This is a genomic window from Lactococcus sp. S64 (assembly GCF_016516525.1).
GTDB classification, from domain to species: Bacteria; Bacillota; Bacilli; order Lactobacillales; family Streptococcaceae; genus Lactococcus; species Lactococcus lactis.
This window is the reverse complement of record NZ_JACVUQ010000007.1, coordinates 90092-111409: the sequence shown is the minus strand read 5'-3', so window position 1 is coordinate 111409 and position 21318 is coordinate 90092. Positions and strand designations below refer to the sequence as shown.

Annotated in this window: 25 protein-coding genes and 2 tRNA genes; 11 read left to right on the top strand and 16 right to left on the bottom strand. The window is 35.5% G+C overall.

The window, feature by feature from the left end:
- Nucleotides 1–116 precede the first annotated feature (116 nt).
- Nucleotides 117–2063: an alpha-amylase family glycosyl hydrolase gene (locus tag IAE51_RS08945; protein ID WP_033899185.1), complete on the top strand. Its 1947-nt coding sequence runs from the start codon at nucleotides 117–119 to the stop codon at nucleotides 2061–2063.
- 80 nt (nucleotides 2064–2143) lie between these two features.
- Here the strand turns inward: IAE51_RS08945 and IAE51_RS08940 are convergent, their stop codons facing one another.
- Entirely contained in the window at nucleotides 2144–2689 is a 546-nt protein-coding gene (locus IAE51_RS08940; RefSeq protein WP_010905153.1) for a TetR/AcrR family transcriptional regulator, read from the bottom strand.
- A gap of 111 nt (nucleotides 2690–2800) precedes the next feature.
- Between IAE51_RS08940 and IAE51_RS08935 the strand changes: the two genes are divergently transcribed.
- From IAE51_RS08935 to IAE51_RS08920, 5 genes are all read left to right on the top strand, one after another.
- The gene (locus tag IAE51_RS08935) at nucleotides 2801–3586 is read left to right on the top strand and encodes an SDR family oxidoreductase (RefSeq protein WP_012896983.1); all 786 of its coding nucleotides are present in this window, start codon (nucleotides 2801–2803) and stop codon (nucleotides 3584–3586) included.
- Between the two features lie 9 nt (nucleotides 3587–3595).
- Nucleotides 3596–3907, top strand: coding sequence for a DUF2316 family protein (locus IAE51_RS08930; RefSeq protein ID WP_012896982.1), 312 nt, complete (start codon nucleotides 3596–3598; stop codon nucleotides 3905–3907).
- A gap of 19 nt (nucleotides 3908–3926) precedes the next feature.
- Nucleotides 3927–4370 carry an SDR family NAD(P)-dependent oxidoreductase gene (locus IAE51_RS12235; RefSeq protein WP_233611051.1) on the top strand — a complete coding sequence of 148 codons (444 nt, stop codon included), beginning with the start codon at nucleotides 3927–3929 and terminating at the stop codon, nucleotides 4368–4370.
- 42 nt (nucleotides 4371–4412) lie between these two features.
- On the top strand, nucleotides 4413–4712 hold the full coding sequence (locus IAE51_RS12230; protein WP_233611050.1) for a hypothetical protein: 300 nt from the start codon (nucleotides 4413–4415) through the stop codon (nucleotides 4710–4712).
- A 93-nt stretch (nucleotides 4713–4805) separates the two neighbouring features.
- A complete protein-coding gene (locus IAE51_RS08920; RefSeq protein ID WP_003131824.1) occupies nucleotides 4806–5357 on the top strand; it encodes a TMEM175 family protein in 552 nt (183 codons plus the stop codon).
- A gap of 30 nt (nucleotides 5358–5387) precedes the next feature.
- Here IAE51_RS08920 and IAE51_RS08915 read toward each other — a convergent pair whose 3' ends face one another.
- The 9 genes from IAE51_RS08915 to IAE51_RS08875 all read right to left on the bottom strand — a co-directional run bounded on the left by IAE51_RS08915 (nucleotide 5388) and on the right by IAE51_RS08875 (nucleotide 11155).
- A complete protein-coding gene (locus IAE51_RS08915; protein ID WP_003131822.1) occupies nucleotides 5388–5711 on the bottom strand; it encodes a DUF1292 domain-containing protein in 324 nt (107 codons plus the stop codon).
- A 152-nt stretch (nucleotides 5712–5863) separates the two neighbouring features.
- Nucleotides 5864–6295, bottom strand: a complete 432-nt coding sequence (ruvX, locus tag IAE51_RS08910) for a Holliday junction resolvase RuvX (protein ID WP_003131821.1) — start codon at nucleotides 6293–6295, stop codon at nucleotides 5864–5866.
- Complete coding sequence (locus tag IAE51_RS08905; RefSeq protein WP_003131820.1) at nucleotides 6295–6561, bottom strand: IreB family regulatory phosphoprotein; 267 nt, start codon at nucleotides 6559–6561, stop codon at nucleotides 6295–6297. Before IAE51_RS08905 ends, ruvX begins: the two co-directional genes overlap by 1 nt.
- 319 nt (nucleotides 6562–6880) lie before the next feature.
- Complete coding sequence (locus IAE51_RS08900) at nucleotides 6881–7792, bottom strand: aldo/keto reductase family oxidoreductase (protein ID WP_003131819.1); 912 nt, start codon at nucleotides 7790–7792, stop codon at nucleotides 6881–6883.
- Between the two features lie 207 nt (nucleotides 7793–7999).
- Nucleotides 8000–8134 (bottom strand): 50S ribosomal protein L34, encoded by a 135-nt coding sequence (rpmH, locus tag IAE51_RS08895; protein ID WP_003131818.1) that lies wholly within the window; start codon nucleotides 8132–8134, stop codon nucleotides 8000–8002.
- A 131-nt stretch (nucleotides 8135–8265) separates the two neighbouring features.
- Nucleotides 8266–9180 carry an RNA-binding cell elongation regulator Jag/EloR gene (gene jag, locus IAE51_RS08890; RefSeq protein ID WP_003131817.1) on the bottom strand — a complete coding sequence of 305 codons (915 nt, stop codon included), beginning with the start codon at nucleotides 9178–9180 and terminating at the stop codon, nucleotides 8266–8268.
- 88 nt (nucleotides 9181–9268) lie between these two features.
- Nucleotides 9269–10078, bottom strand: coding sequence for a YidC/Oxa1 family membrane protein insertase (locus IAE51_RS08885; RefSeq protein WP_010905140.1), 810 nt, complete (start codon nucleotides 10076–10078; stop codon nucleotides 9269–9271).
- Nucleotides 10075–10443 (bottom strand): ribonuclease P protein component, encoded by a 369-nt coding sequence (rnpA, locus tag IAE51_RS08880; protein WP_003131815.1) that lies wholly within the window; start codon nucleotides 10441–10443, stop codon nucleotides 10075–10077. The genes IAE51_RS08885 and rnpA overlap by 4 nt, the downstream gene beginning before the upstream one ends.
- A 136-nt stretch (nucleotides 10444–10579) precedes the next feature.
- The gene (locus IAE51_RS08875; RefSeq protein ID WP_003131814.1) at nucleotides 10580–11155 is read right to left on the bottom strand and encodes a TetR/AcrR family transcriptional regulator; all 576 of its coding nucleotides are present in this window, start codon (nucleotides 11153–11155) and stop codon (nucleotides 10580–10582) included.
- 195 nt (nucleotides 11156–11350) lie between these two features.
- On the opposite strand from IAE51_RS08875, the gene IAE51_RS08870 reads away from it, so the two are divergent.
- The gene (locus tag IAE51_RS08870) at nucleotides 11351–12547 is read left to right on the top strand and encodes a multidrug efflux MFS transporter (RefSeq protein ID WP_200095204.1); all 1197 of its coding nucleotides are present in this window, start codon (nucleotides 11351–11353) and stop codon (nucleotides 12545–12547) included.
- A gap of 16 nt (nucleotides 12548–12563) precedes the next feature.
- Here IAE51_RS08870 and argH read toward each other — a convergent pair whose 3' ends face one another.
- Nucleotides 12564–13943: an argininosuccinate lyase gene (gene argH / locus IAE51_RS08865; RefSeq protein ID WP_200095203.1), complete on the bottom strand. Its 1380-nt coding sequence runs from the start codon at nucleotides 13941–13943 to the stop codon at nucleotides 12564–12566.
- A gap of 30 nt (nucleotides 13944–13973) precedes the next feature.
- Nucleotides 13974–15167, bottom strand: coding sequence for an argininosuccinate synthase (locus tag IAE51_RS08860; RefSeq protein WP_026138845.1), 1194 nt, complete (start codon nucleotides 15165–15167; stop codon nucleotides 13974–13976).
- A 159-nt stretch (nucleotides 15168–15326) separates the two neighbouring features.
- Between IAE51_RS08860 and IAE51_RS08855 the strand changes: the two genes are divergently transcribed.
- A tRNA-Ser gene (locus IAE51_RS08855) sits at nucleotides 15327–15413 on the top strand.
- 195 nt (nucleotides 15414–15608) lie between these two features.
- Here the strand turns inward: IAE51_RS08855 and IAE51_RS08850 are convergent.
- Nucleotides 15609–16772 carry an MFS transporter gene (locus tag IAE51_RS08850; protein ID WP_014570341.1) on the bottom strand — a complete coding sequence of 388 codons (1164 nt, stop codon included), beginning with the start codon at nucleotides 16770–16772 and terminating at the stop codon, nucleotides 15609–15611.
- Between the two features lie 121 nt (nucleotides 16773–16893).
- Entirely contained in the window at nucleotides 16894–17214 is a 321-nt protein-coding gene (locus IAE51_RS08845) for a SugE family quaternary ammonium compound efflux SMR transporter (RefSeq protein ID WP_021723289.1), read from the bottom strand.
- 241 nt (nucleotides 17215–17455) lie between these two features.
- Here IAE51_RS08845 and IAE51_RS08840 point away from each other — a divergent pair, with 241 nt between their 5' ends.
- The 3 genes from IAE51_RS08840 to IAE51_RS08830 all read left to right on the top strand — a co-directional run bounded on the left by IAE51_RS08840 (nucleotide 17456) and on the right by IAE51_RS08830 (nucleotide 19079).
- Nucleotides 17456–18391, top strand: coding sequence for an alpha/beta hydrolase (locus IAE51_RS08840; RefSeq protein WP_012896958.1), 936 nt, complete (start codon nucleotides 17456–17458; stop codon nucleotides 18389–18391).
- A gap of 84 nt (nucleotides 18392–18475) precedes the next feature.
- Nucleotides 18476–18561, top strand: a tRNA-Leu gene (locus IAE51_RS08835).
- A 218-nt stretch (nucleotides 18562–18779) separates the two neighbouring features.
- Nucleotides 18780–19079 carry a YbaB/EbfC family nucleoid-associated protein gene (locus tag IAE51_RS08830; protein WP_010905131.1) on the top strand — a complete coding sequence of 100 codons (300 nt, stop codon included), beginning with the start codon at nucleotides 18780–18782 and terminating at the stop codon, nucleotides 19077–19079.
- Nucleotides 19080–19120: 41 nt separating this feature from the next.
- Here IAE51_RS08830 and IAE51_RS08825 read toward each other — a convergent pair whose 3' ends face one another.
- Both IAE51_RS08825 and ptsP read right to left on the bottom strand, forming a co-directional pair.
- Nucleotides 19121–19438: a hypothetical protein gene (locus tag IAE51_RS08825; protein WP_200095202.1), complete on the bottom strand. Its 318-nt coding sequence runs from the start codon at nucleotides 19436–19438 to the stop codon at nucleotides 19121–19123.
- A 152-nt stretch (nucleotides 19439–19590) separates the two neighbouring features.
- On the bottom strand, nucleotides 19591–21318 hold the full coding sequence (gene ptsP / locus IAE51_RS08820; RefSeq protein WP_010905129.1) for a phosphoenolpyruvate--protein phosphotransferase: 1728 nt from the start codon (nucleotides 21316–21318) through the stop codon (nucleotides 19591–19593).

Genomic DNA, 21318 nt, shown 5'->3' with positions numbered 1-21318 from the left:
TGACCCATTCTGTCAGTAAATATTTTTTATTTTATATGGGAATTTCGTTGTGAAAACCTTTGCAAAAGTGATAAAATAGAGCTAGAAATGATTTTCAGTAAAAAGGAGAATAGCTTATGCCTCTAAATATTTTGGATTACGACCCTTATTTGGAACCTTTCAAAGAAGATTTGTCTTTACGGCTTTTTGAATTTGCTCGAACAAAAAAACGGCTTTTAGGAACTGATGGTTCGCTTGTTGATTTTGCTAATGGTTATAAGTATTTTGGCTTTCAACAAGAAAGTAAACACTGGACTTTTCGCGAATGGGCACCAAATGCTAAAAGAGCTTGGTTGGTTGGAGATTTCAATAATTGGGAAAACAATTTTGAGTTGAAACAGGCCTATGGTGGGACTTGGGAAATTTCAATTCCGGGTATGCTACCTGTGGGTTCTAAGGTGAAGGTTAAGCTGCTTTTACCGTCTGGTGAAACAGTTTATCGTGTTCCCTCTTATATTATGTTTGCTGTCCCCAATGAGCGCCATGAATTGGATGGAGTGATTGTTCAACCAAAATATGATTGGAAGAATAAAGCCCCTCAGTTAAAAGAAGCTCCTTTGATTTATGAAGCACATATTGGTATTTCAACTGAAGAATATAAAATTAATTCTTATAAAGAATTCACGCGCGATGTCTTACCAAGAATTAAAAAGGCCGGTTACAATACTATTCAACTGATGGCAATTATGGAACATCCGCTCTATGCTAGTTTTGGTTATCAAGTTTCCAATTTCTTTGCAATTTCTAGTCGCTTTGGTCAGCCAGAAGATTTGATGGAATTGATTGATCAAGCTCATGGTATGGGTTTGCGAGTGCTTTTAGATGTGGTTCATTCACATGCTGTAAAAAATATCGAAGATGGTCTCAACTATTTTGATGGGACAGAAAATCAGTATTTTCATGAAGGCGAACGAGGAAATCATCCAGCTTGGAAGACAAAACTTTTTAATTATGGCAAAGATGAAGTGATTCATTTTCTACTTTCAAATCTTAAATTTTGGTTGGATACCTATCATTTTGACGGTTTTCGTTTTGACGGTGTGACTTCAATGCTTTATCATGATCATGGTTTAGGGACTGCATTTACTGATTACAGCAAATATTTTTCGCTCAATACAGATATCGAAGCGGTGACTTATTTGATGTTGGCAAATGAATTAACACATTTATTCAATCCATCAGCAACAACAATCGCTGAAGATATGTCAGCCATGCCGGGAATGGCCCTACCTATTTCAAGTGGTGGAATTGGTTTCGATTACCGTTTATCAATGGGAATTCCTGATTTTTGGATTAAACAATTGAAAGAAAAAACGGATAATAGTCTTGACTTATTGAGCCTTTGGTGGGAATTAACGACGCGACGTCCTGGTGAAAAAAATATTGGTTATTCTGAAAGTCATGACCAAGCTTTAGTTGGTGATAAAACGATTATGATGTGGTTAGCTGATGAAGAGATTTATTGGAAAATGGACCTTAATAGTCAATCTCTAAAAATTGACCGTGCTATAGCACTTCATAAATTAATTCGCCTAATTACTTTTAGTTTGGCTGGTGAGGGTTATTTAAATTTCATGGGTAATGAATTTGGCCACCCCGAATGGCTTGATTTTCCGCGTCAAGAAAATCATGATGATTTCCAACATGCTAGAAGACAATGGTCTTTAGCTGATAATAAAGATTTGCGTTTCCAATATTTATTGGCATTTGACCAAGCGATGATTAATCTAGAGCGACATTACAAGTTTTTAGAAAGCCCAGAACCTGTCCAACAACTTTGGATAAAAAATTCGGATAAATTACTAGCTTATAAAAAAGGGCAACTTCTTTTCGTCTTTAATTTCCATCCTAGTTATGAACAAGAGCTTCAACTCCAATTTCCTGAAAAACCAGAACTTATCTTCGATAGTGATGACCAAAAATTTGGTGGTTTTGGTCCAAGAAGTAGTTTTGGTTGGTCAAAAGGGCATTTAAATCTAATCCTTGAACCTAGAACTGCCATGGTTTTCCGAATTAAAGAATAAAAACCTGTCAATTGACAGGTTTTTTTACTGACAAAATCGTAAAAGTTACTGACAGAAATCCAAAAAGTCTGTCAGTAACTTTAAAAGGCATTTAAATTCGGTTCAAGCAAAGTCCAGAGATTTTCAAATTGATTTTGAAATTGGTCATCCCACTGTGGGGCAATTTTTGGGTGATGAAAATAAACAAAAGCTTGAATATAAGCAGCAGCTTCCTCTTCACTTTCAAATTTAGCAGCCGTCTTTAGACTCTCAACCATTTCTAAAATATGCTTACGTCCCAATTCTAAATTTTCTCCAATGTAGGTTGTGTATAAGGCAAACATTTCTGGAGTTTTTCGATGTGCTTCATATTTGGCAATGGCGACAGACCAGAGCCAATCATGAACAATCTCTTTTTGATGTTCATACTTGCTTGTGTCAAAAGGAAATATTTTTACAAGTGTCTGACCATTGAGCCAGCGAAGGGCAAGTATCGTTAAAAGTTCATCTTTACTTTTAAAGTGCTTATAAATAGCTGGTTGACTAATATTGAGTTCCTTAGCAATTTTTGAAATGGTGAGTTTCTCTATTCCATTCTCTAAGATAAATTCTTCTGTTTTTCCTAATATCTTTTCACGTGTATTCATAAATTAATTGTAACACAAGTTATAATTCTTGACAAATATAACTTTCTGGTTTATAATTCATTTTGTTGGTTATAAAAGTTAAAAAAAATAACCTCATAAAAAGGAGAAATCATGACATTTACAGGACATACGATTTTAATCACAGGTGGTACAAGCGGAATCGGACTTGGTTTTGCTAAAAAGTTTTCCGAATTAGGAAATAAAGTCATCATTACCGCCCGAAATGAAAAACGTCTTAATCAAATTTTAAATGAAAATCCAACTTTTACAGGATTTGTCAGTGATGTTGCTGACAAAGACTCCCTCCCCCAATTAGTCAAATTCATCAAAGAAAATTTCCCTCAACTTGATGTCATTATGAACTGTGCCGGAATTATGCGTGCGATTAATTTATTTGAACAAGCTGACAATTCTCTGGAAGTACTGACAGAAGAAATTCATATTAATTTATTAGGAACAATTGCTGTGACACAAGCATTTTTGAAAATCCTTGTCGCAAATAATGGACTAGTCATTAATGTTTCATCAGGATTATCAAATCTGGCTGACGGTGCACACCCTATTTACAATTTGACCAAAGCTGGGATTCATTTTTACTCCGATGCGCTTCGAGAACAAGCTAAATATTTTGAAAAGACTTTAAAAGTCATCGAATTAGTTCCACCATTAGTTGCTGAAACAAATCTCGAAAGCCATACAAATACTGACGCACCCAATAACATGGCACTTTCAGACTTAATTAGTGAAACTTTAGCCGGGCTTGAAAATGGCTTAGACCGGATTGACGCTGGTTTTGCTAAACAACTTCACCAAATGGGAAAAGTAAATAGTGACGAAAACACCAAACTACTTTCTCAACAAATGCTCAGCAATTATTTTCCCAAAATGAAAGATTAGAGAAGAAAAATGTCACTTAATCCCCTTCAAATGCATAATACCAAAAAAGAACTCCGCAAAAATTTTGAACTCACAGGACTTAGCAAATCTGAAATTGCTAATGATTTAAAAATTAGCGAAGTAAAACTTGAAAAAATATTTAATCTTAAACAAAGAACACTCGAAGACACTTGGATTTTACGAAATTATTTACTAGAAAAAGTAGAAAAAACAGGTCAACAACCTGTTCCCTTTACCGCTTTATCTGGAGATTGGCACCGTCACTGGTTTTTAAATTCCAATCTAATTGACCAACAACAAATGTCTAAAGGCGACAACTAAAACTCAAAGGAGAAAAATCATGAAAACACTTATCACTGGCGCAAATAAAGGAATTGGTTTTGCACTTGCTCAAAACCTTGGTCATCGCGGCTATGAAGTCTTGGTCGGAGCCCGTAATGAAACGCGTGGACAAGAAGCCGTTGAAAAGCTGAAAGCCGAAGGAATTACTGCCAAATTTGTCAAAGTAGATTTAGATGACTTAAATCAATTGACGAGTTTGTCAGCACTAACAGATATTGATTTACTTATTAATAATGCTGGAATTTCTGGGAATATCCATTCAGATAAAGGGCACCTTGATATGGAAAAATCAGCTTTTGATTATTCAACAACTGATTTAGAAGAAACAATTAAAACCAATTTTTTGGGAACACATGCTGTGATCAAAGAACTTCTTCCACATTCACTGACAGAAAATGCTAAAATTATTAACATCACCGTACCTGTTTCTCAAGAATATTAGATTCCACTTGCTTATGTCACTTCAAAAGCCGCACAAAATGCCATGACCTTTGCTTTTGGTCATCAATTCAAAAAAGATAAATCTAAAAAACAAATCTTTGCTGTTATGCCTGGTGCAGTTGCAACAGATTTGAACGGTGCAAAAGTTGGGGATAGTCCGTTTGTAAAATCTCCTGAAGAAACAGCTCAAATGATTAGTAAATTTATTTTTGATGACAAAAATCATAATGCTCAAATTATTAATTTTGACGGAACAATTTATGATAACTATGAACCAGGCTTACGTAACAAAGTCATTAAAGATGTCGCTAAAAATGGTTTAAAGCGTAAATTTAAAAAATAAATAAAAAAGTTACTGACAGATTAGTCAGCAACTTTTTTATTGTTTTTTGAAAAAAGCGTAAGCAAATCTTAACATTTATGATAAAATAATTCCATGGAAAAAGAAAGATTTTTGGCTTTTACAGATGCTATTATTGCCATCATTGCAACGATTATGGTTTTAGAATTTAAAACCCCTGATAAAAGTGGCTGGCCTGCTCTGGCAGAATTAACCATCCCACTTTTAGCTTATGCTTTGAGCTTTTTTATGATTATGACCGTATGGTATAATCATCATCAACTTTATCGTGATATTAAAAATATTACTCCTCGAATATTCTTATTGAATACGCTCTGGCTATTCATTATGTCATTTTTCCCCTTCACCACGGGTTGGGTCGGAAAACATGCAAGTGAGTTTCTCCCTGAATTTTTCTATTTGATTGTTATTTTTCTCTGGGCGGCTGTTTTTCATCTTATGGACCATGAGCTGCTCAAAGAAAATCCTGATAAAGAATACAAAGAACTCACACACAGTCTTTCAGGTAGAAATCTTTTTCTCATCAACTTTCTTTCTATTGTTATCGTTTGGTTTTGGCCTCCTATCGGCTTAGTTTGCGTTGCTATGCTTGCTACAATATCCCTCATAAGTTTCTTAAAGAAATAAAAAGCCGTCAGTTAATGACAGCTTTTTATTTTAATCTTCTTGTTCATCCATAAAGCTATTGAAGACTTCTTCAATCATATCCCATTCATCTTCAGCATCTTCAGGGATTGGTTGCAAATCACCCTCAGTACCGTCAGCATTCTCAGTAAATGAGTAAGCCAAAACATCGATAAGACCTTGTTCATCTTCTTCAAACTCAGTAGGTTGTAAAACAACATAGTTTTTGCCAAATTCTTCTTGTCCATCAATGGTAATCAAAATTTGGAACAAGCTTTCGTTTCCATTTTCATCAACCAAAGTAATATAGTCAGGTTCATGATTATGGTCATGTTCGTGATCATGTGTATGAGTCATTTTATTTCCTTTTCTTCATCCTTAATTAGAGGAATTTTCTGCTATTCATAATAAAATAAATAGACAACTTTTACTGACAGAAAATCCTACGAATACTTGTCAGTATTTTTATACTTACAAATAAACTAAAGCTTTCATCAGTAAACCAAAAATTATAATTTTAATGCATGAGCATCCAAATAATTTTGTAAAATCAAAACAGCAGCCAATTTATCAATCGATTTTTTGCGATCTTTACGACGCACACCACCATCAATCAATACTTTTTCAGCTTGCGCAGTTGTCAATCGTTCATCTTGATAAGCGACTTCCAAACCGAATTCATTGGCTAATTTTGTACCATAATCCCGTGATGCTTCGGCACGAATCCCTTCATCACCGTTCATATGTTTTGGAAGACCAAGAACTACCTTTTCAGGTTTGTATTCTTTAATCAAAACGCCCAAACGTTCAAAGCCAAGCTCACCGGCTTCACTGTCAATCTTAATGGTTTCAACAGGTTGAGCGGTCATCCCAAGTAAATCACTGACAGAAACTCCCACAGTTTTTGTTCCGACATCAAGCCCTAAAATTCGTGCAAACACTATAAATTGACACCATTATCTTTCAAATAATTCTTGATTAATTCCTCAACAATATCATCTCGGTCAAAACGGCGAATTTTATTACGCGCATCATCATGACGAGGGATATAAGCAGGGTCTCCCGACAAAACATAACCCACGATTTGATTGATAGGATTGTAACCCTTAGCCTCAAGCACATTGTAAACATCAACGAGTGTTTCGCCAATTTCTTTCTTGTCCGAATCACCAAATTCAAAACGGACTGTTTCATCTGTAAAACTCATAAGACACCTCCTTTAAATTTATCTGTAAAGCCAGATTAAACTAAAAATCAATAATTTCCATCCCGTCAGCCAACTGATGTCCACATTTTTAGAAGACAATCATTTTATTTACTGACAGAAATATCCCATTAAAAATTTCTTAGATACATGTTAATTATACGTTATTTTTTGCTTGAATTCAACCGTTTTCTCCATTAAAGTAAATAAAAGCCTTCTATCAAGGCTTTTAAATTTAAGTTAAAAATTTCCAAAGATATAAATTATAAAAATAAGTTCAATAAAAGACTAGTTTTAAAAACTAGTCTTTACTACAATGATTTTAAGGTAAAATATTTCCAGCTGCCATGTACAAGTCGTACCATTCCGCACGTTCTAAGACAATATCTGAAGCAGCCGCAATTTCTTCAATTCGGCTCAATGTCATCGTTCCAATAATTGTTTGGATATTAGCAGGATGCCGATTAATCCAAGCGACAGCAATTCCAGTTGGAGTAGAATTGTATTTTTCTGCATAAAATTCCAATTTTTTATTCAAATCAGGGAATTTTTCATTTCCAACAAAGACGCCTTCAAAGAAACCATATTGGAAAGGTGACCAAGCCTGAATAGTCATCTTATTAATACGAGAATACTCTAAAATACCATTATCATGAACAAAAGAACCTTCATCACTCATATTTACATGAATCCCAGCATCAATCATTCCCGTATGTTTTAAGCCAAACTGTAATTGATTAAACAACAACGGCTCTTTCACCGCTGTTTTCAACAGTTCAACTTGACCAGGATTTTGATTAGAAACCCCAAAATAACGTACTTTTCCTGCTTTTTCCAATTCATAAAAAGCCTCAGCTACTTCTTCAGGTTCGACTAAAGTATCTGGACGATGCAAGAGCAAAGTATCCAAATAATCAGTTTTTAAACGAGATAAACTCCCCTCAACCGATTCAATAATATGTTTTTTTGAAAAATCGAACATTTTCCCAGGAACAATTCCGCATTTTGACTGTAAAATAATATCTTCTCGTTTTACTGACGATTTTTCTAGAGCATCTGCAAAAATCGATTCACAAGCTCCACCCCCATAGATATCAGCATGGTCAAAGAAATTTATCCCTTGCTCCACTGATTTTTCAATGACAGCAACCGGATCTTTTCCCTCTTCATTAATTCTCATACAACCTAAAATAATTTGAGAAGCTTCAAGTTCACCAATTTTGAATTTTTTCACGACAAAACTCTCCTTTAAGTGTGAGATTTCACCTTATCTTCAATCAACAAAGGAAAAAATTTCACTAATTATTTAATAAAACCATTATAACACAATTAATGAAACCGTTTAACAAAATATATTTAATCATCAGCCGACTCCTGCCTTATTTAGGAATAATCAAATAAAAAAAATCAGCCATAAGCTGATTTCAATTTCATTTACAAATTAAACTGTAAGTGAAGCACGTCCTTTACGACGACGAGCTGCAAGGACACGACGTCCGTTTTTAGTTGCCATACGGCTACGGAATCCGTGAGTAGTCTTACGAGATTTTTTGTGTGGTTGGTAAGTACGTTTCATTTTATATAAGTCCCTGGGCTACTTCACTTTTGGTTGAAAGTAGCTCCACCTTTTCGGTGTTCCTTTCATCTTTTTACTGCTATTAAAAGCATACCTTACAATTCTACACTATGAAAGGTCTTTTGTCAAGGCTAAATCTCTTTAGCCACAACAATATAGCGATTATATTCCTGTCCTTCTGAATGACTTGATACACCATTTTCCTGACCAATAATAGTGTGAACAATTTTACGTTCATTAGACTGTAAATCATTAATATAAACAGTTTCACCGCCACGCGCACGTTCAGCTGCACGATGAGCAAGACTTACGATATAAGCTTTGCGTTTTTCATGATAATCACCCACATTAACAGCAATATTCATTCGTGTATTCAAAATACTATTAGCGTAAGCTTTTGCTAAAATTTGCAAACTTTGTAAAATTTTACCATGTTTGCCAATAAGCAAAGCATCATGATTAGAAGTCAAATTGAAAACTGTTAAATTTCCGTCACGAGAAACTGAAACACGCGTTGCAATTCCCATTTCTTGTGTGATAGTTGTTAAATAGCTTGAAATTTTTGAAGCAATTTTTTCATCTTCGTTTGAAACTTCTTTCTTCGCTTCAACTTCTTCTTTAACAGCAGAAACCACATCAGAGAGGTCTGCTGTTCCTTGACGATTTTGAACAACCGTCTTTTTAGCCACTTCAATAATCGCATTACGCTCTTCTTCAGTGATTTCACCATTTTGTTCTCTCTCAGCCGCACGGACAGCTTTAACCACTTGGCTTAATTCAAGTGTTGCTTCCATAGCAGATTGTGACTTAGGCACACCAAGATTAATTGTATCATCCACACCACGTTCTGCTAAATGGTCAGCTTTACGCACTGTTTCTTCATGGATTGGCTCAATATTAACCCGAGCCCGTTTCTTTCCAAATCCTAAGAAACCCTTTTTTTCTTTTTGTTCAATATGAATATGAACATTTTCACGCTTAACATTTAAGCGATTTAAGCCACGTTCGATTGCATCTTCGACCGTTTCACCAGTAAAAATAGCCATAATAAAACTACTCCTGTCATATGATAAAGCCTATTGACAATTTCTAGCACAACTTCCAAATTAAAATAAAAACTGCCAATGGTATTTTTTATTTTTTTCTTGCTTTCTTCAATGCTTTTTCGCGAGCTTTAATTTTGTCTTTTTCGACCTGTACCTTAGCTTCACGCGCCGCAATAATTTTGTATGGATTTGCCAACAACATTGTTTGGAATACTTGGAAAGCATTAGAGATTACCCAGTAGAGTGCAATCCCAGCAGCAAAGTTAACCCCCATAATCAAGATGAAAATAGGCATGATATAAGTCATTGAAGTTGTCATTGCATTTCTTTCTGGAGCAGATTTCATCATCAAGTATGAACTCAAGAAAGTAAAGACCGCAGCCAATATAGGCAAAATAAAAGTAGGGTCTTTAGCACCAATTTCAAACCATAGGAAAGTTCCGTGTTTCAAAAAGTCCACACGAGACAAGGCTTGATAAAGTGCCCATAGCACTGGCATTTGAACAACTAGTGGTAAACAACCCATGTAAGGGTTGACTTTATTTTCTGCATAAAGTTTTTGAATTTCCTCGTTCATCAAACGACGAGATTCCATATCTTTGCTTGGGTATTTAGCCTGAATTTTTTTGATTTCTGGCTGAATTTCTTGCATACGTTGGCTAGATTTGATTTGGATATTCATCAAGGGAAGCAATGCTGCCCGAATAACAATCGTGAATAAAATAATACCAACTCCGGTCAAACCACCAAATGACAAGAAACGAATAACCTGTGCAAAGCCATATACAATTTGGTCCCAAAGGTTGGTTGAACTACTTGTCACAGCTGTTGTTCCACAAGCTGTAAGCAACAAAAGAGCCGCCCCTGCCATTGCGATCAAACTAAATTTCTTTTTCAATCGTTTTCTCCATCCACATAGATTTTTGACAACTTCAAAACGTGTTTTAGATTTTTCTTTACTTCCTCAAAACTGAGTGTTTCAACACCCGAACGTGCAATAATTACAAAATCTTCATCCGTCAAATAAGGCTTAAATTCAGCAATGGCATGGCGTAAAAGACGTTTAATTCGATTACGTAAAACCGCATGACCAAGCTTTTTGCTTACTGATAGACCTACACGAAAATGAGGTTGATTTGTGTTTAATTTATAGACCACAAATTTTTTATTGGCAAAGCTATGTTTCGCTGAAAAAATTTGGTCAAAATCCTTTGAGCGTTTAACGCGATATGTTTTTTTTATAGCCAAGCCACTCTCTCCCATTTTAGAAATTATCGTATTAATTTTATCATAAACTTGCTAAAAAGTCACTATATCACTTGAAAACGTTCTATATAGAACGAAGGGATTATCAGTTACATTTAGCATTTAAAAATACCATGTATTTAACATGGTATTTTTAAATATTTTCTGGATTATCTAGACGACTAAGCAGATGATCGACCATGTAAGTAAAGGATTCTTCTTTAGAAATTGATCCAGACTGACGGAAATATCCTAATTGTGTTAAAGTGATAAATCCATGAAGCGTTGAGCGAAACATCCGACTGATATGAAAATTTTCTTCTTCTGACAAATGAAAATTTTCCAAGCTTCGACGAACCAAACGAATATTTTCTTTTGCCAAATATTCAAGTTCCCCATTATTTGTTTGGTGTATTACATTAATCAGTTCATAAACTGCTTCATATTTTTCAGCGAATCTTTTATAACTCTCAGCATAAGCCCTAAGTGCTGCCAAAGGAGTTAGTCCCACCATTGCATGAGTTAGTTCATAGTTTAATTCTTTTTGGAGGTAGACTGCCGTTGCCACACGTACTTCTTCCATATTTTTAAAATGATTATAAAGTGACGGAGCTTTAATTCCAAAATACTCAGCTAAGCGCGGAAAACTAACATTAGAGAGACCAATTTTACCAGCTAGTTCAATAGTAGCTTGAACGATTTTATCACGAGTCAATGCAATCCTTGCCATAATTGGATTCCTTTCAATACTTTCGATGCCGAAAGTTTACTCGAAGTTTGAACTTTTATAGTCGATTCAAACTATCTTACTATCAGTATAAAACTATTCTCAATCTTTTTCAAGCAATGATTCGTCATTGACAAACTATGAACAATAGTTTTATAATATTATTATGAATATATCAAGAAATAAGGACATTCATTCATGAAAGAATCATGGCAACGAAATTTAATTGTCCTTTGGTTTGGGACATTTATGACGGGGATAGGTTCAAGTCTTATCGCCCCTTTTATATCACTTTACATCAGTACACTTGGCCATTACTCAAAAACGGAATTAAACATCTGGTCAGGCTTGGTCTTCTCATCCACCTTTATTGTTTTAGCAATCGTTTCTCCCCTTTGGGGAAGATTAGCTGACCAGAAAGGTCGGAAATTGATGCTCTTACGCGCTTCTCTTGGGATGGCAATTTCAATTTCATTAATGGCTTTTGTTACAGCTGCTTGGCAATTGCTTATTTTACGCATGCTACTTGGGGCCTTTTCTGGTTTTGTCTCTAATTCAATGGCCTTAATGGCCAGTTCTGCACCAAAGGAAAAATCAGGGGCCGTCTTATCGCTCCTTACAACAGGATCTGTTGCTGGAACTCTTATCGGTCCAATCATTGGCGGAATACTTGTTAATATAACTGGTTATCGTCGCGTTTTTAGCGTCACAGGAATCATTATGTTTCTCGTCTTTTTCCTTGCTTTATTTTTTGTCAAAGAAACATTTAAGCCCGTTGAGAAGAAAAACATGCTTTCCTATAAACAAGTTTGGGAAGTTGTTACCCACCCAGCCATTATTTGGGGCATGTTTTTTGCAACCCTCATTACTCAAATGACCAATCAATCGATTAATCCAGTTCTTTCACTCTATGTCCAAGAACTTATGCATGGTCAAGGAAACATTACTTTCATGGCCGGAATTGTCGCTGCTGCCCCAGGAATCGTTACATTAGTGGCTGCTCCATTCTTAGGTCGTCTAGGTGATAAAGTTGGTCAAAGAAAAATCCTTGGTTTTGGACTTTTCTTTTCACTAATCGTCTTCTCAATCACAGCAATGACAACTAATGTTTGGTTTTTAATTGTTATGAGACTACTTGTCGGAGTCTCTGATGCGGCAATTCTCCCTTCAGTTCAAGCCATCTTAGCAAAAGAATCTCCTCAAGCTATTACTGGTCGAATTTTCTCTTATAATCAATCTGCTCAATCAATTGGTGCTTTTGCAGGTCCCTTACTTGGTTCAGCTATTGCTGGATTTATTGACTATCGTTATGTCTTTGTGAGTTCAGCAATTCTGGTTGTCTTTAATTTAATAAACTACTTTACACATACTAAATCACTTGCTGTAAAAAACTAATTATAAAAAAAGAACTTCAAATTTGAAGTTCTTTTTTTGCTTCTTCTATTTGTTTTTTAACTGATTCAAATCCTGTACCACCTAGAGAATTTCTTCTTGAAACTGCCGTTCTTGATTTTAAAACTTCATAAACATCTTCATTGATTAATGGAGATAGCATTTGATAATCTTGTAAATTTACATCTTGGAGGTAAATTCCTTTTTTTATACAATCTAATACTAAGAGACCAACTAATTCATGAGCTTTTCTAAAAGGAAGGCCCTTTGCTGCAAGGTAATCGGCCAACTCTGTCGCATTAGAAAAATCTTGTTCAGTTGATTTTTCCATGTTTACACGGTTTACAGTTAAAGTTGACAACATCCCATTCATAACTGTTAAAGAAGTTATTATAGTATCAGCACTATCAAACATTCCTTCTTTATCTTCTTGCAAATCTTTGTTATAAGCTAAAGGTAAACCTTTCATCACAGTCAATAAAGCTGTAAGATTTCCATAAACGCGGCCTGTTTTTCCTCTGATTAATTCTGCCATATCTGGATTCTTCTTCTGTGGCATAATAGAAGAACCCGTAGAATATGCATCAGACAGACTGACAAATTTGAATTCATGACTAGACCATAGTAAAAGTTCCTCACAAAATCTTGATAAGTGCATCATTAACAAACTTGCATTTGAGAGAAATTCTAAAATAAAGTCACGGTCACTGACCGCATCCATTGAATTATCATAAGCCTTCTCAAAACCAAGTAATTTTGTCGTCAACATTCTATCAATCGGAAACGTTGTCCCAGCTAGAGCTGCCGCTCCTAAAGGATTCATATCTGTATGCTTAACATTAAATTCAAAACGTTCAAAATCACGTGTCAGCATTTGATAATAAGCCATTAGATATTGACCAAAGGAAATCGGTTGTGCATGTTGTAAATGAGTATAACCAGGCATAATAGTGTCAATTTGGTTTACAGCGAGCTTTACAATTGTTTTTCTTAACCCTTTTAAAGCTTCTAAAACGGCCTCTAAGATACTTTTGAGGTATAGATGCATATCTGTTGCCACTTGATCATTTCTAGAGCGAGCCGTATGCAATTTACCAGCTAGTGGACCAATTTCTTGATGAAGATAAGATTCCATATTCATATGGATATCTTCATTTTCCATCTTGAATTCAATTTGGCCATTAAGAAGCTTTTCTTCTACTTTTTTCAGACCTTCGGCAATTTTTTGGGATTCCTCGGTAGTAATAATTCCTGTTTCACCCAACATCTTTACATGAGCTAATGAGCCTTTTAAATCAAAAGGAGCAAGTCGTTGCTCAAATTTAATTGATGCTCCAAATTCTTCCGTTTGTTTATCTAGTGACGCCTCAAAACGTCCTCCCCAAAGTTTTTCTACCATTCTCTTACTTTCCAAATTTTCCTATAGCTATTATTTGAGATTTACTTGAGCATTGACTTGAGTAGGTAGACCCCACAATTTAATAAATCCAACTGCCGCTGCTTGGTCAAACTCATCTGCAGCAGTATATGTTGCTAATTTTTCGCTGTAAAGCGAATTAGTTGATTTACGTCCCACTGGTGTTGCTAAACCTTTATATAATTTAATTTTTACAATCCCGTTAACTACTTTTTGAGTTTCATCAAGATAAGCGATCAAAGCCTTAGTAGCAGGATTGAACCACAAACCATTGTAAATCAAGTTTGCTAATTCATTTTCAAGAACTGGTTTAAAATGTGCAAGTTCTCGAACGAAAGTTAAATCTTCCAAATCCTTATGTGCTTTTAATAAAGTAATGGCAGCAGGACATTCATAAAATTCACGGGATTTAATCCCAACCAGGCGATTTTCAATATGGTCAATCCGACCAATTCCATGTTTTCCTGCAATAATATTCACTTCTTTAATGATTTCATGCAATTCTAAGCTTTTTCCATTTAAGGCGATTGGTAATCCTTCTTTAAACTCAACCTCGATATATTCAGCTTCGTTTGGAGCGTCCTCCACAGAATTAGTCATAAAGAAAGCATCCTCTGGACAAGTATTCCAAGGATTTTCAAGAACACCAGCTTCAATCGCACGTCCCCATAAATTCATGTCAATTGAGTAGGGATTGTCTAAATCAGCAGGAATAGGAACACCATTTTGATTGGCATATTCGATTTCTTCTTCACGAGCCCAATGCCACTCACGAACTGGAGCAATGACTTCAAGCTCAGGCGCAAGAGAATGGATGGCTACTTCAAAACGCACTTGGTCATTTCCTTTTCCTGTACAACCATGAGCAATAGCCGTTGCCCCTTTTTCTTTGGCTACTTCTACTAATTTTTGAGCAATCAAAGGGCGACTCAAAGCGGATACTAAAGGATATTTATTTTCATACATTAAATTTCCTTTGAGTGCAGCTCCAACAAATATTTTAGCGAATTCTTCCTTGCAATCCAAAACAACAGATTCCACTGCCCCTACTTGAAGCGCCTTATCATGAATAAAATTCAAGTCTTTTCCTTCACCAACGTCCATGCAGGCAGCAATGACGTCAAATCCTTTATCAGTCAACCATTTTACAGCAACACTTGTATCCAATCCACCTGAATATGCCAAGACAATTTTTTTGTTTCCCATCATTTTTCTTCTTTCAAATTAATATAAATGCAATTGTACAGCATATTTATTCATTTGTCAACATTTTTGTATAAATATGCGTTTTATTTTCATTCTAGCAATTTCATATTATTTCAAGAAGAGAATCAACTGTGATATAATTAATTTAGATAAAGGAGTGGAGCCATGGCAGAGTGGTAATGCAGCGGACTCGAAATCCGTCGAACCGTGTAAAGCGGCGCAGGGGTTCAAATCCCCTTGACTCCTTTTATAAATGGATTTTTCTACCCTATTTGAAAAAATTATAGAAAATCCAGTGACCAATACGCTTACTCCTTTTCCTCCTGACTGTATAAGATTACATCAGGAGGTTTTTTTATTCAAAAAAATTTTTGTTTATGAAAAAAACTACCACTTTTTGCAAGGTAGTAGTTATAAATATAATAAAATTGAAAGTTTTATTTAGATTTTACTGAAATTTTTTCTGTTTAAGAATAGTGATAAAAATCCGGTTCCCAGTAGAATAATCGCAGAGATATAATATGGAAATAAATGGTTAAGGTCAAACATATAACCCGCGGCCATTGGCCCTAAAATATTTCCAAAACTCGTAAAGGCTGAGTTCAAGCCATTAATTGCCCCTTGCCGATTGCCCGCATGCTTTGAAAGATAGGTTGTTACAGCTGGTCTAAATAAATCAAAGGCCAGAAAAACAACAAATGTAGAAAGAGCAACGACTAAATTTGATTTTGTAAAGGCAATAACAGCAATGAAGATTGCACTGGCAAAGAAAGTTAATTGAATCAAGCCAAGTTCACCAATTTTATTGACGATTGCATCAAATAAGAAAAGTTGGAAAAAGAGAGCTAAAATTCCACTCACTGTAATTACCAAAGCAATTTCACTCATACTAAAACCAAAGTTAATACTTGCCATGATACTATAAATTGACTCAAAGGCCTGTAAACCAAATGATGAAATCAAAATTATAATAAAGAGTGAACCAAATAATGGATTTTTGAGAATATCAAGAAATGAAACTTTTTCGATTTCTTGATGACTTTCAATTGTGCGCTCTGGTTCTCTTAAAATTGTGATTGTTAAAATAAAACCAAGGAAAGCTAAAATTGCTGCAACATAAAAAGGAACACGTATTCCAAAATGGGCAATAAAACCACCCACTCCAGGACCAATAATAAAGCCACCACTGATTGCTGCTGAAACAAGTCCCATCGCTTTAGGACGTTCGGCAATTGTGGTCATATCAGCCACGTAAGCAGTAACTGAAGGCATGAGCATCGCAGCTGCGACACCCCCTAGCGCTCGCGAAATATAAAAACCTGTTTTCGCTTGTGCTAAACCAAATAAAAGTTCAGAAAAAGAAAAAATAATCATTCCAATGGCAATGAGTTTTTTGCGCCCAATTTTATCAGATAAAGCACCAGCGACTGGTGAAGCAACCAATTGAGCAATTGCAAAAATAGAAATCATCATTCCCATTGTTGTTCCTGAAAAGTGCATTTGTTCTTTAAGGGTTGGCAAAACAGGAATGACTAAACCTGCACCCAAAAATACTAAAAAGAGATTAGAAATTGCTAAATTCATCATGCTTTTTTTGTTTTTCATTTTTTCCTCCTCATTAAAAATAGCAAATAGATTATTCTATTGCTATTTCTTTTATTTTTTACCAATTCTCTTATTATATCATGAAATCTATATACTAAAAAATTAAAAGACTGTATCATCTTTAGTGACCGCTTGTTACTTTTATTCCAATAATACCCACGACTAAACAGGCAATGAAAAGCCAAGTTAATGGTGGGACTTTATCTTTGAATAGAATAAGTCCGATTAAGATTGAGCCAACGGCTCCGATCCCCGTCCAAATTGGGTAAGCAATCCCTAAAGGTAATTTTTTTAGAGCTAGCGCAAGAAAACCAAAGCTAGCAATCATTCCGATGATCGTCAGTAGTGTAAACTTCAAATTTGAAAAGCCGTGGCTCAACTTCATTGTTGTTGCCCAAGCCACTTCAAATGTTCCTGCTATAAGTAAATAAATCCAAGTCATTTTTGCCTCCTCAGCTAAAAAAAGAACGACCATCTACATTTCTTCTCAGACCTACTGAAATGCAAATAATCGTTCGTACGATTTAACTCCCGGTGGAGTATTTATTCTATTTTCTTCATTCTATCACACTTTTATTAAAAAAGCTAAATTTATTTTTTAGAGTTGAATGATTAAATCTATTATTAAAACAGAGAATCTTTTAATTTTGGTTTTATATTGAATTTCATGTATAATAAAATTCATGAAAAAATTTAGAAAAAAACAAATCTGGCGTGTAATAATTGGCCTTTTTGCTCTTCTTTTAGTTATTAATTTAGGAGCAACTTTATATTTTTATCAAATTGCCTGTGTTCGAAATAATCAACAGATTGGTCAGGTCAAAAGTAGCAGTCCTAATTATTCTTTAGTACAAAAATTCGATAAATTATCAAAAAGTACTGAGTCAATTAAAAATGATGGTCTGAAACTTGATGCATGGTATGTTCCAGCCGAGCACAAAACTAATAATACAGTAATCGTGGTACATGGTTTTCGCCAAGATAAGTCGGCTATGCGTCAGTATGGTCAACTTTTTCATGAATTAGGTTATAATGTGCTCATGCCAGATAATCGTGGGGCCGGTCAGTCGGAAGGCAAATTCATCACTTTTGGTTATCATGACAAATTTGATATCATTGCTTGGGCTAACTATTTAACTGACAAGAATCCTGAGAGTCAAATCAGTCTTTATGGACTGTCCATGGGAGCTTCTACAGTAATGATGGCTTCCAGCGAAAAATCTTTGCCTTCGTCAGTAAAAAATATTATTGAAGATTGTGGATATACCAACGCTTGGGATGAAATTACTTATCAAGCAAAAGAAAGTTATAATATTCCACCTTTCCCACTCGTTTATAGTGTTTCTCTTGAAAGTAAATTGCGACAAGGTTGGTTTTTCCAAGAAGCTAGTGCTACAAAAGCACTGACAAAAGATAAACTTCCTATTCTATTGATTCATGGAAGTAATGATACTTATGTCCCTACTTCGATGGTTTACGAAAATTATAAAGCTGTCAAAAAAGGAACGCCAAAAGAATTATTGGTTATCAAAGGGGCTGCTCACGCCAAATCATTTGAAACAAATCCTGAACTTTACCGCCAAACAATTTCAAAATTTATGAAAGCTTATAATCCATAATTTACTATGAATCTTGTCAGTAAATTACGAGTTAATTCTTGACATAGAACAATGAAAATGGTATTATATTTAGGTACTGTTTTCGCGGTGGTGGCGGAATTGGCAGACGCGCAGGATTAAGGATCCTGTCGGGAATTTTCTTGGTGCGGGTTCAAGTCCCGCCCACCGCACTAATAAAACTCAGCTAAGGCTGAGTTTTATTGTCTCATTTTTTACTGACAGAACGCTCCTCAAACCTTTCTACTTCTGTCAGTAAATAAAAAGTGACTTTACATACGTTTCATTTGCCTCTCCTTTATTTTCCTATTTTTTTATTATCTTTTTTTATGGTAAAATAGAGAGGTGTTGAAAGGCTTTCAACAAAATTTCTAAAAGAGGTAATATTTCCATGATGAATATGCAATCAATGATGAAACAAGCACAAAAACTTCAAAAGCAAATGCAAGTTTCACAAGAAGAAATTGCCAATACAACTTTTGTTGGTAAATCTGCTCAAGACCTTGTAACTGTTGAATTTTCAGGTGACCGCACTTTGAAATCTCTCGACATCAAACCTGATGTGATTGATCCTGAAGATCCTGAAACTTTACAAGATATGGTTACTGATGCTGTTAATGATGCGCTAAGCCAAATCGAAAAAGTTACTGAACAAAAACTTGGAAAATTCACTAAAGGATTACCATTTTAAGCATGTATGAGTTACTGACAGATTTTTTGTCAGTAACTTTTTTACTGACCAAAAGGCAATGTTAGCAACCAAAAAGTTGTCACTGAAAGTAAAATACAATTCAATATCAGAATAATATATTTTTGTTTAGTCCAATAAATAGAATTTGAGGTCATCACCCGTTGAATTAGATTAGGCAAGGCCATCAAAATTGGTAGGGTAATAATATTAAAAACTGAACCGCTAGTTTGCTTACTCGTCGAAATAAGCCAGAAATTAATATTAATTTGGCTAGGTAAAATCAATATCAAAATGAGACTGTAACCTACTTCTCCAACTAACCAGTAATCAAAAAATTTAATTTTGCCATTTCTCTCCACTTATCATTATTGTACGTTTTAACATTAAAATAATACAAAAAACTTATCCACGTGGATAAGTTTTTCTGTCAGTAAATTTGTTGTTGATAAATAGATTACAAAAAATCCTGTCAGAACTGACAGGATTCATTTATTCAAATCAATTGAAAAGATTATTTAGTGTATTCTTCAACGAGGGCAATAACTTCTTCCATTGTTGCACATTCGCTCAAAGCTTTGCTAGACAATTCTTCCATTTTCTTAGAATCCAAACGTTTCATAAGTGAACGAGTTTGGAGTACTGATGTTGCTGACATAGAGAATTCGTCAAGCCCCATACCCATAAGCAATGGTACAGCAGTTTGGTCGCCGGCCATTTCACCACACATACCAGCCCATTTACCTTCAGCGTGAGCTGCTTTGATTACATTGTTAATCAAACGAAGGATTGATGGATTGTAAGGTTGGTAAAGGTAAGAAACTTGTTCATTCATACGGTCTGCAGCCATTGTATATTGGATGAGGTCGTTTGTACCAATTGAGAAGAAATCAACTTCCTTAGCAAATTGGTCTGCAAGCATTGCTGCTGCTGGAATCTCAATCATGATACCTACTTCGATACCATCTGCAACTGGAACACCTTCAGCAATCAATTTTGCTTTTTCTTCGTCATAAATCTTCTTAGCTGCACGGAACTCAGTTACGAGAGCAACCATTGGGAACATGATACGAAGTTGTCCGTGTACAGAAGCACGCAAAAGTGCACGCAATTGTGTACGGAACATTCCGTCACCAGCTGTTGAAAGGCTGATACGAAGTGCACGCCATCCGAGGAATGGGTTCATTTCTTTAGGAAGGTCAAAGTAAGGCAATGTTTTGTCACCACCGATGTCCATTGTACGGACAACAACTGGTTTACCGTTCATTCCTTCAAGTACAGCTTTATATGCTTCGTATTGGTCATCTTCTGTAGGGAAATCTTGTGCATCCATGTACAAGAATTCTGTACGATAAAGACCAATTGCTTCAGCACCGTTATCGTTAACACCTTCAACATCTTTAGGTGTTCCGATATTAGCAGCAAGCTCATAATGACGTCCGTCAGCTGTAACAGTTTCAGCGTCTTTAAGAGCAGCCCATTCTGCTTTTTGAGCAGCATAAGCTTCACCAGCTTTGTGGAATTCGCTTTGTTGTTCAGTAGATGGATCAAGAATTACTTCACCAGTCAATCCTGAAACAGCCAAAAGTTGACCTTCAGAAACAAGTTCAGTAATATTATTTGTTCCAAGAACAGCAGGAATTTCCAAAGTACGAGCCATAATTGCAGAGTGAGAAGTACGTCCACCAATGTTAGTAACAAAGGCTTTAACGAATTTCTTGTCCAATTGAGCTGTATCAGATGGTGTCAAGTCTTCTGCTACGATGATTACTTCTTCATCGATAAGCGCTGGACTTGGCAATTTAACACCAAGAAGGTGAGCCAAAACACGTTTTGTAACGTCTTTAATATCAGCTGCACGTTCTTGCATATAAGCATTATCAGTCATTCCTTCAAAGATACCGATAAACATATCAGTTACTTCTTTGAGGGCTGATTCAGCGTTAACTTTTTTGTCGTTGATTACTGCTTTAATTTGAGCAGTCATATCTGGGTCAGCGAGGACCATCATATGAGCGTCAAATACAGATGCTGCTTCTTCACCAAGGGTTGTTACTGCTTTGTCCTTAATAAGTTGAAGCTCGCTTTGAGATGTAGCAAGTGCTGCATCAAGGCGAGCTTCTTCATTAGCTGTATCAGCAATTGTCTTTGTTTCAAAAGACAAATCTGGTTGGACAAGCAAGTATGCCTTAGCTACTGCTACACCTGATGATGCGGCGATACCTTTAAGCATAGTTGTCAT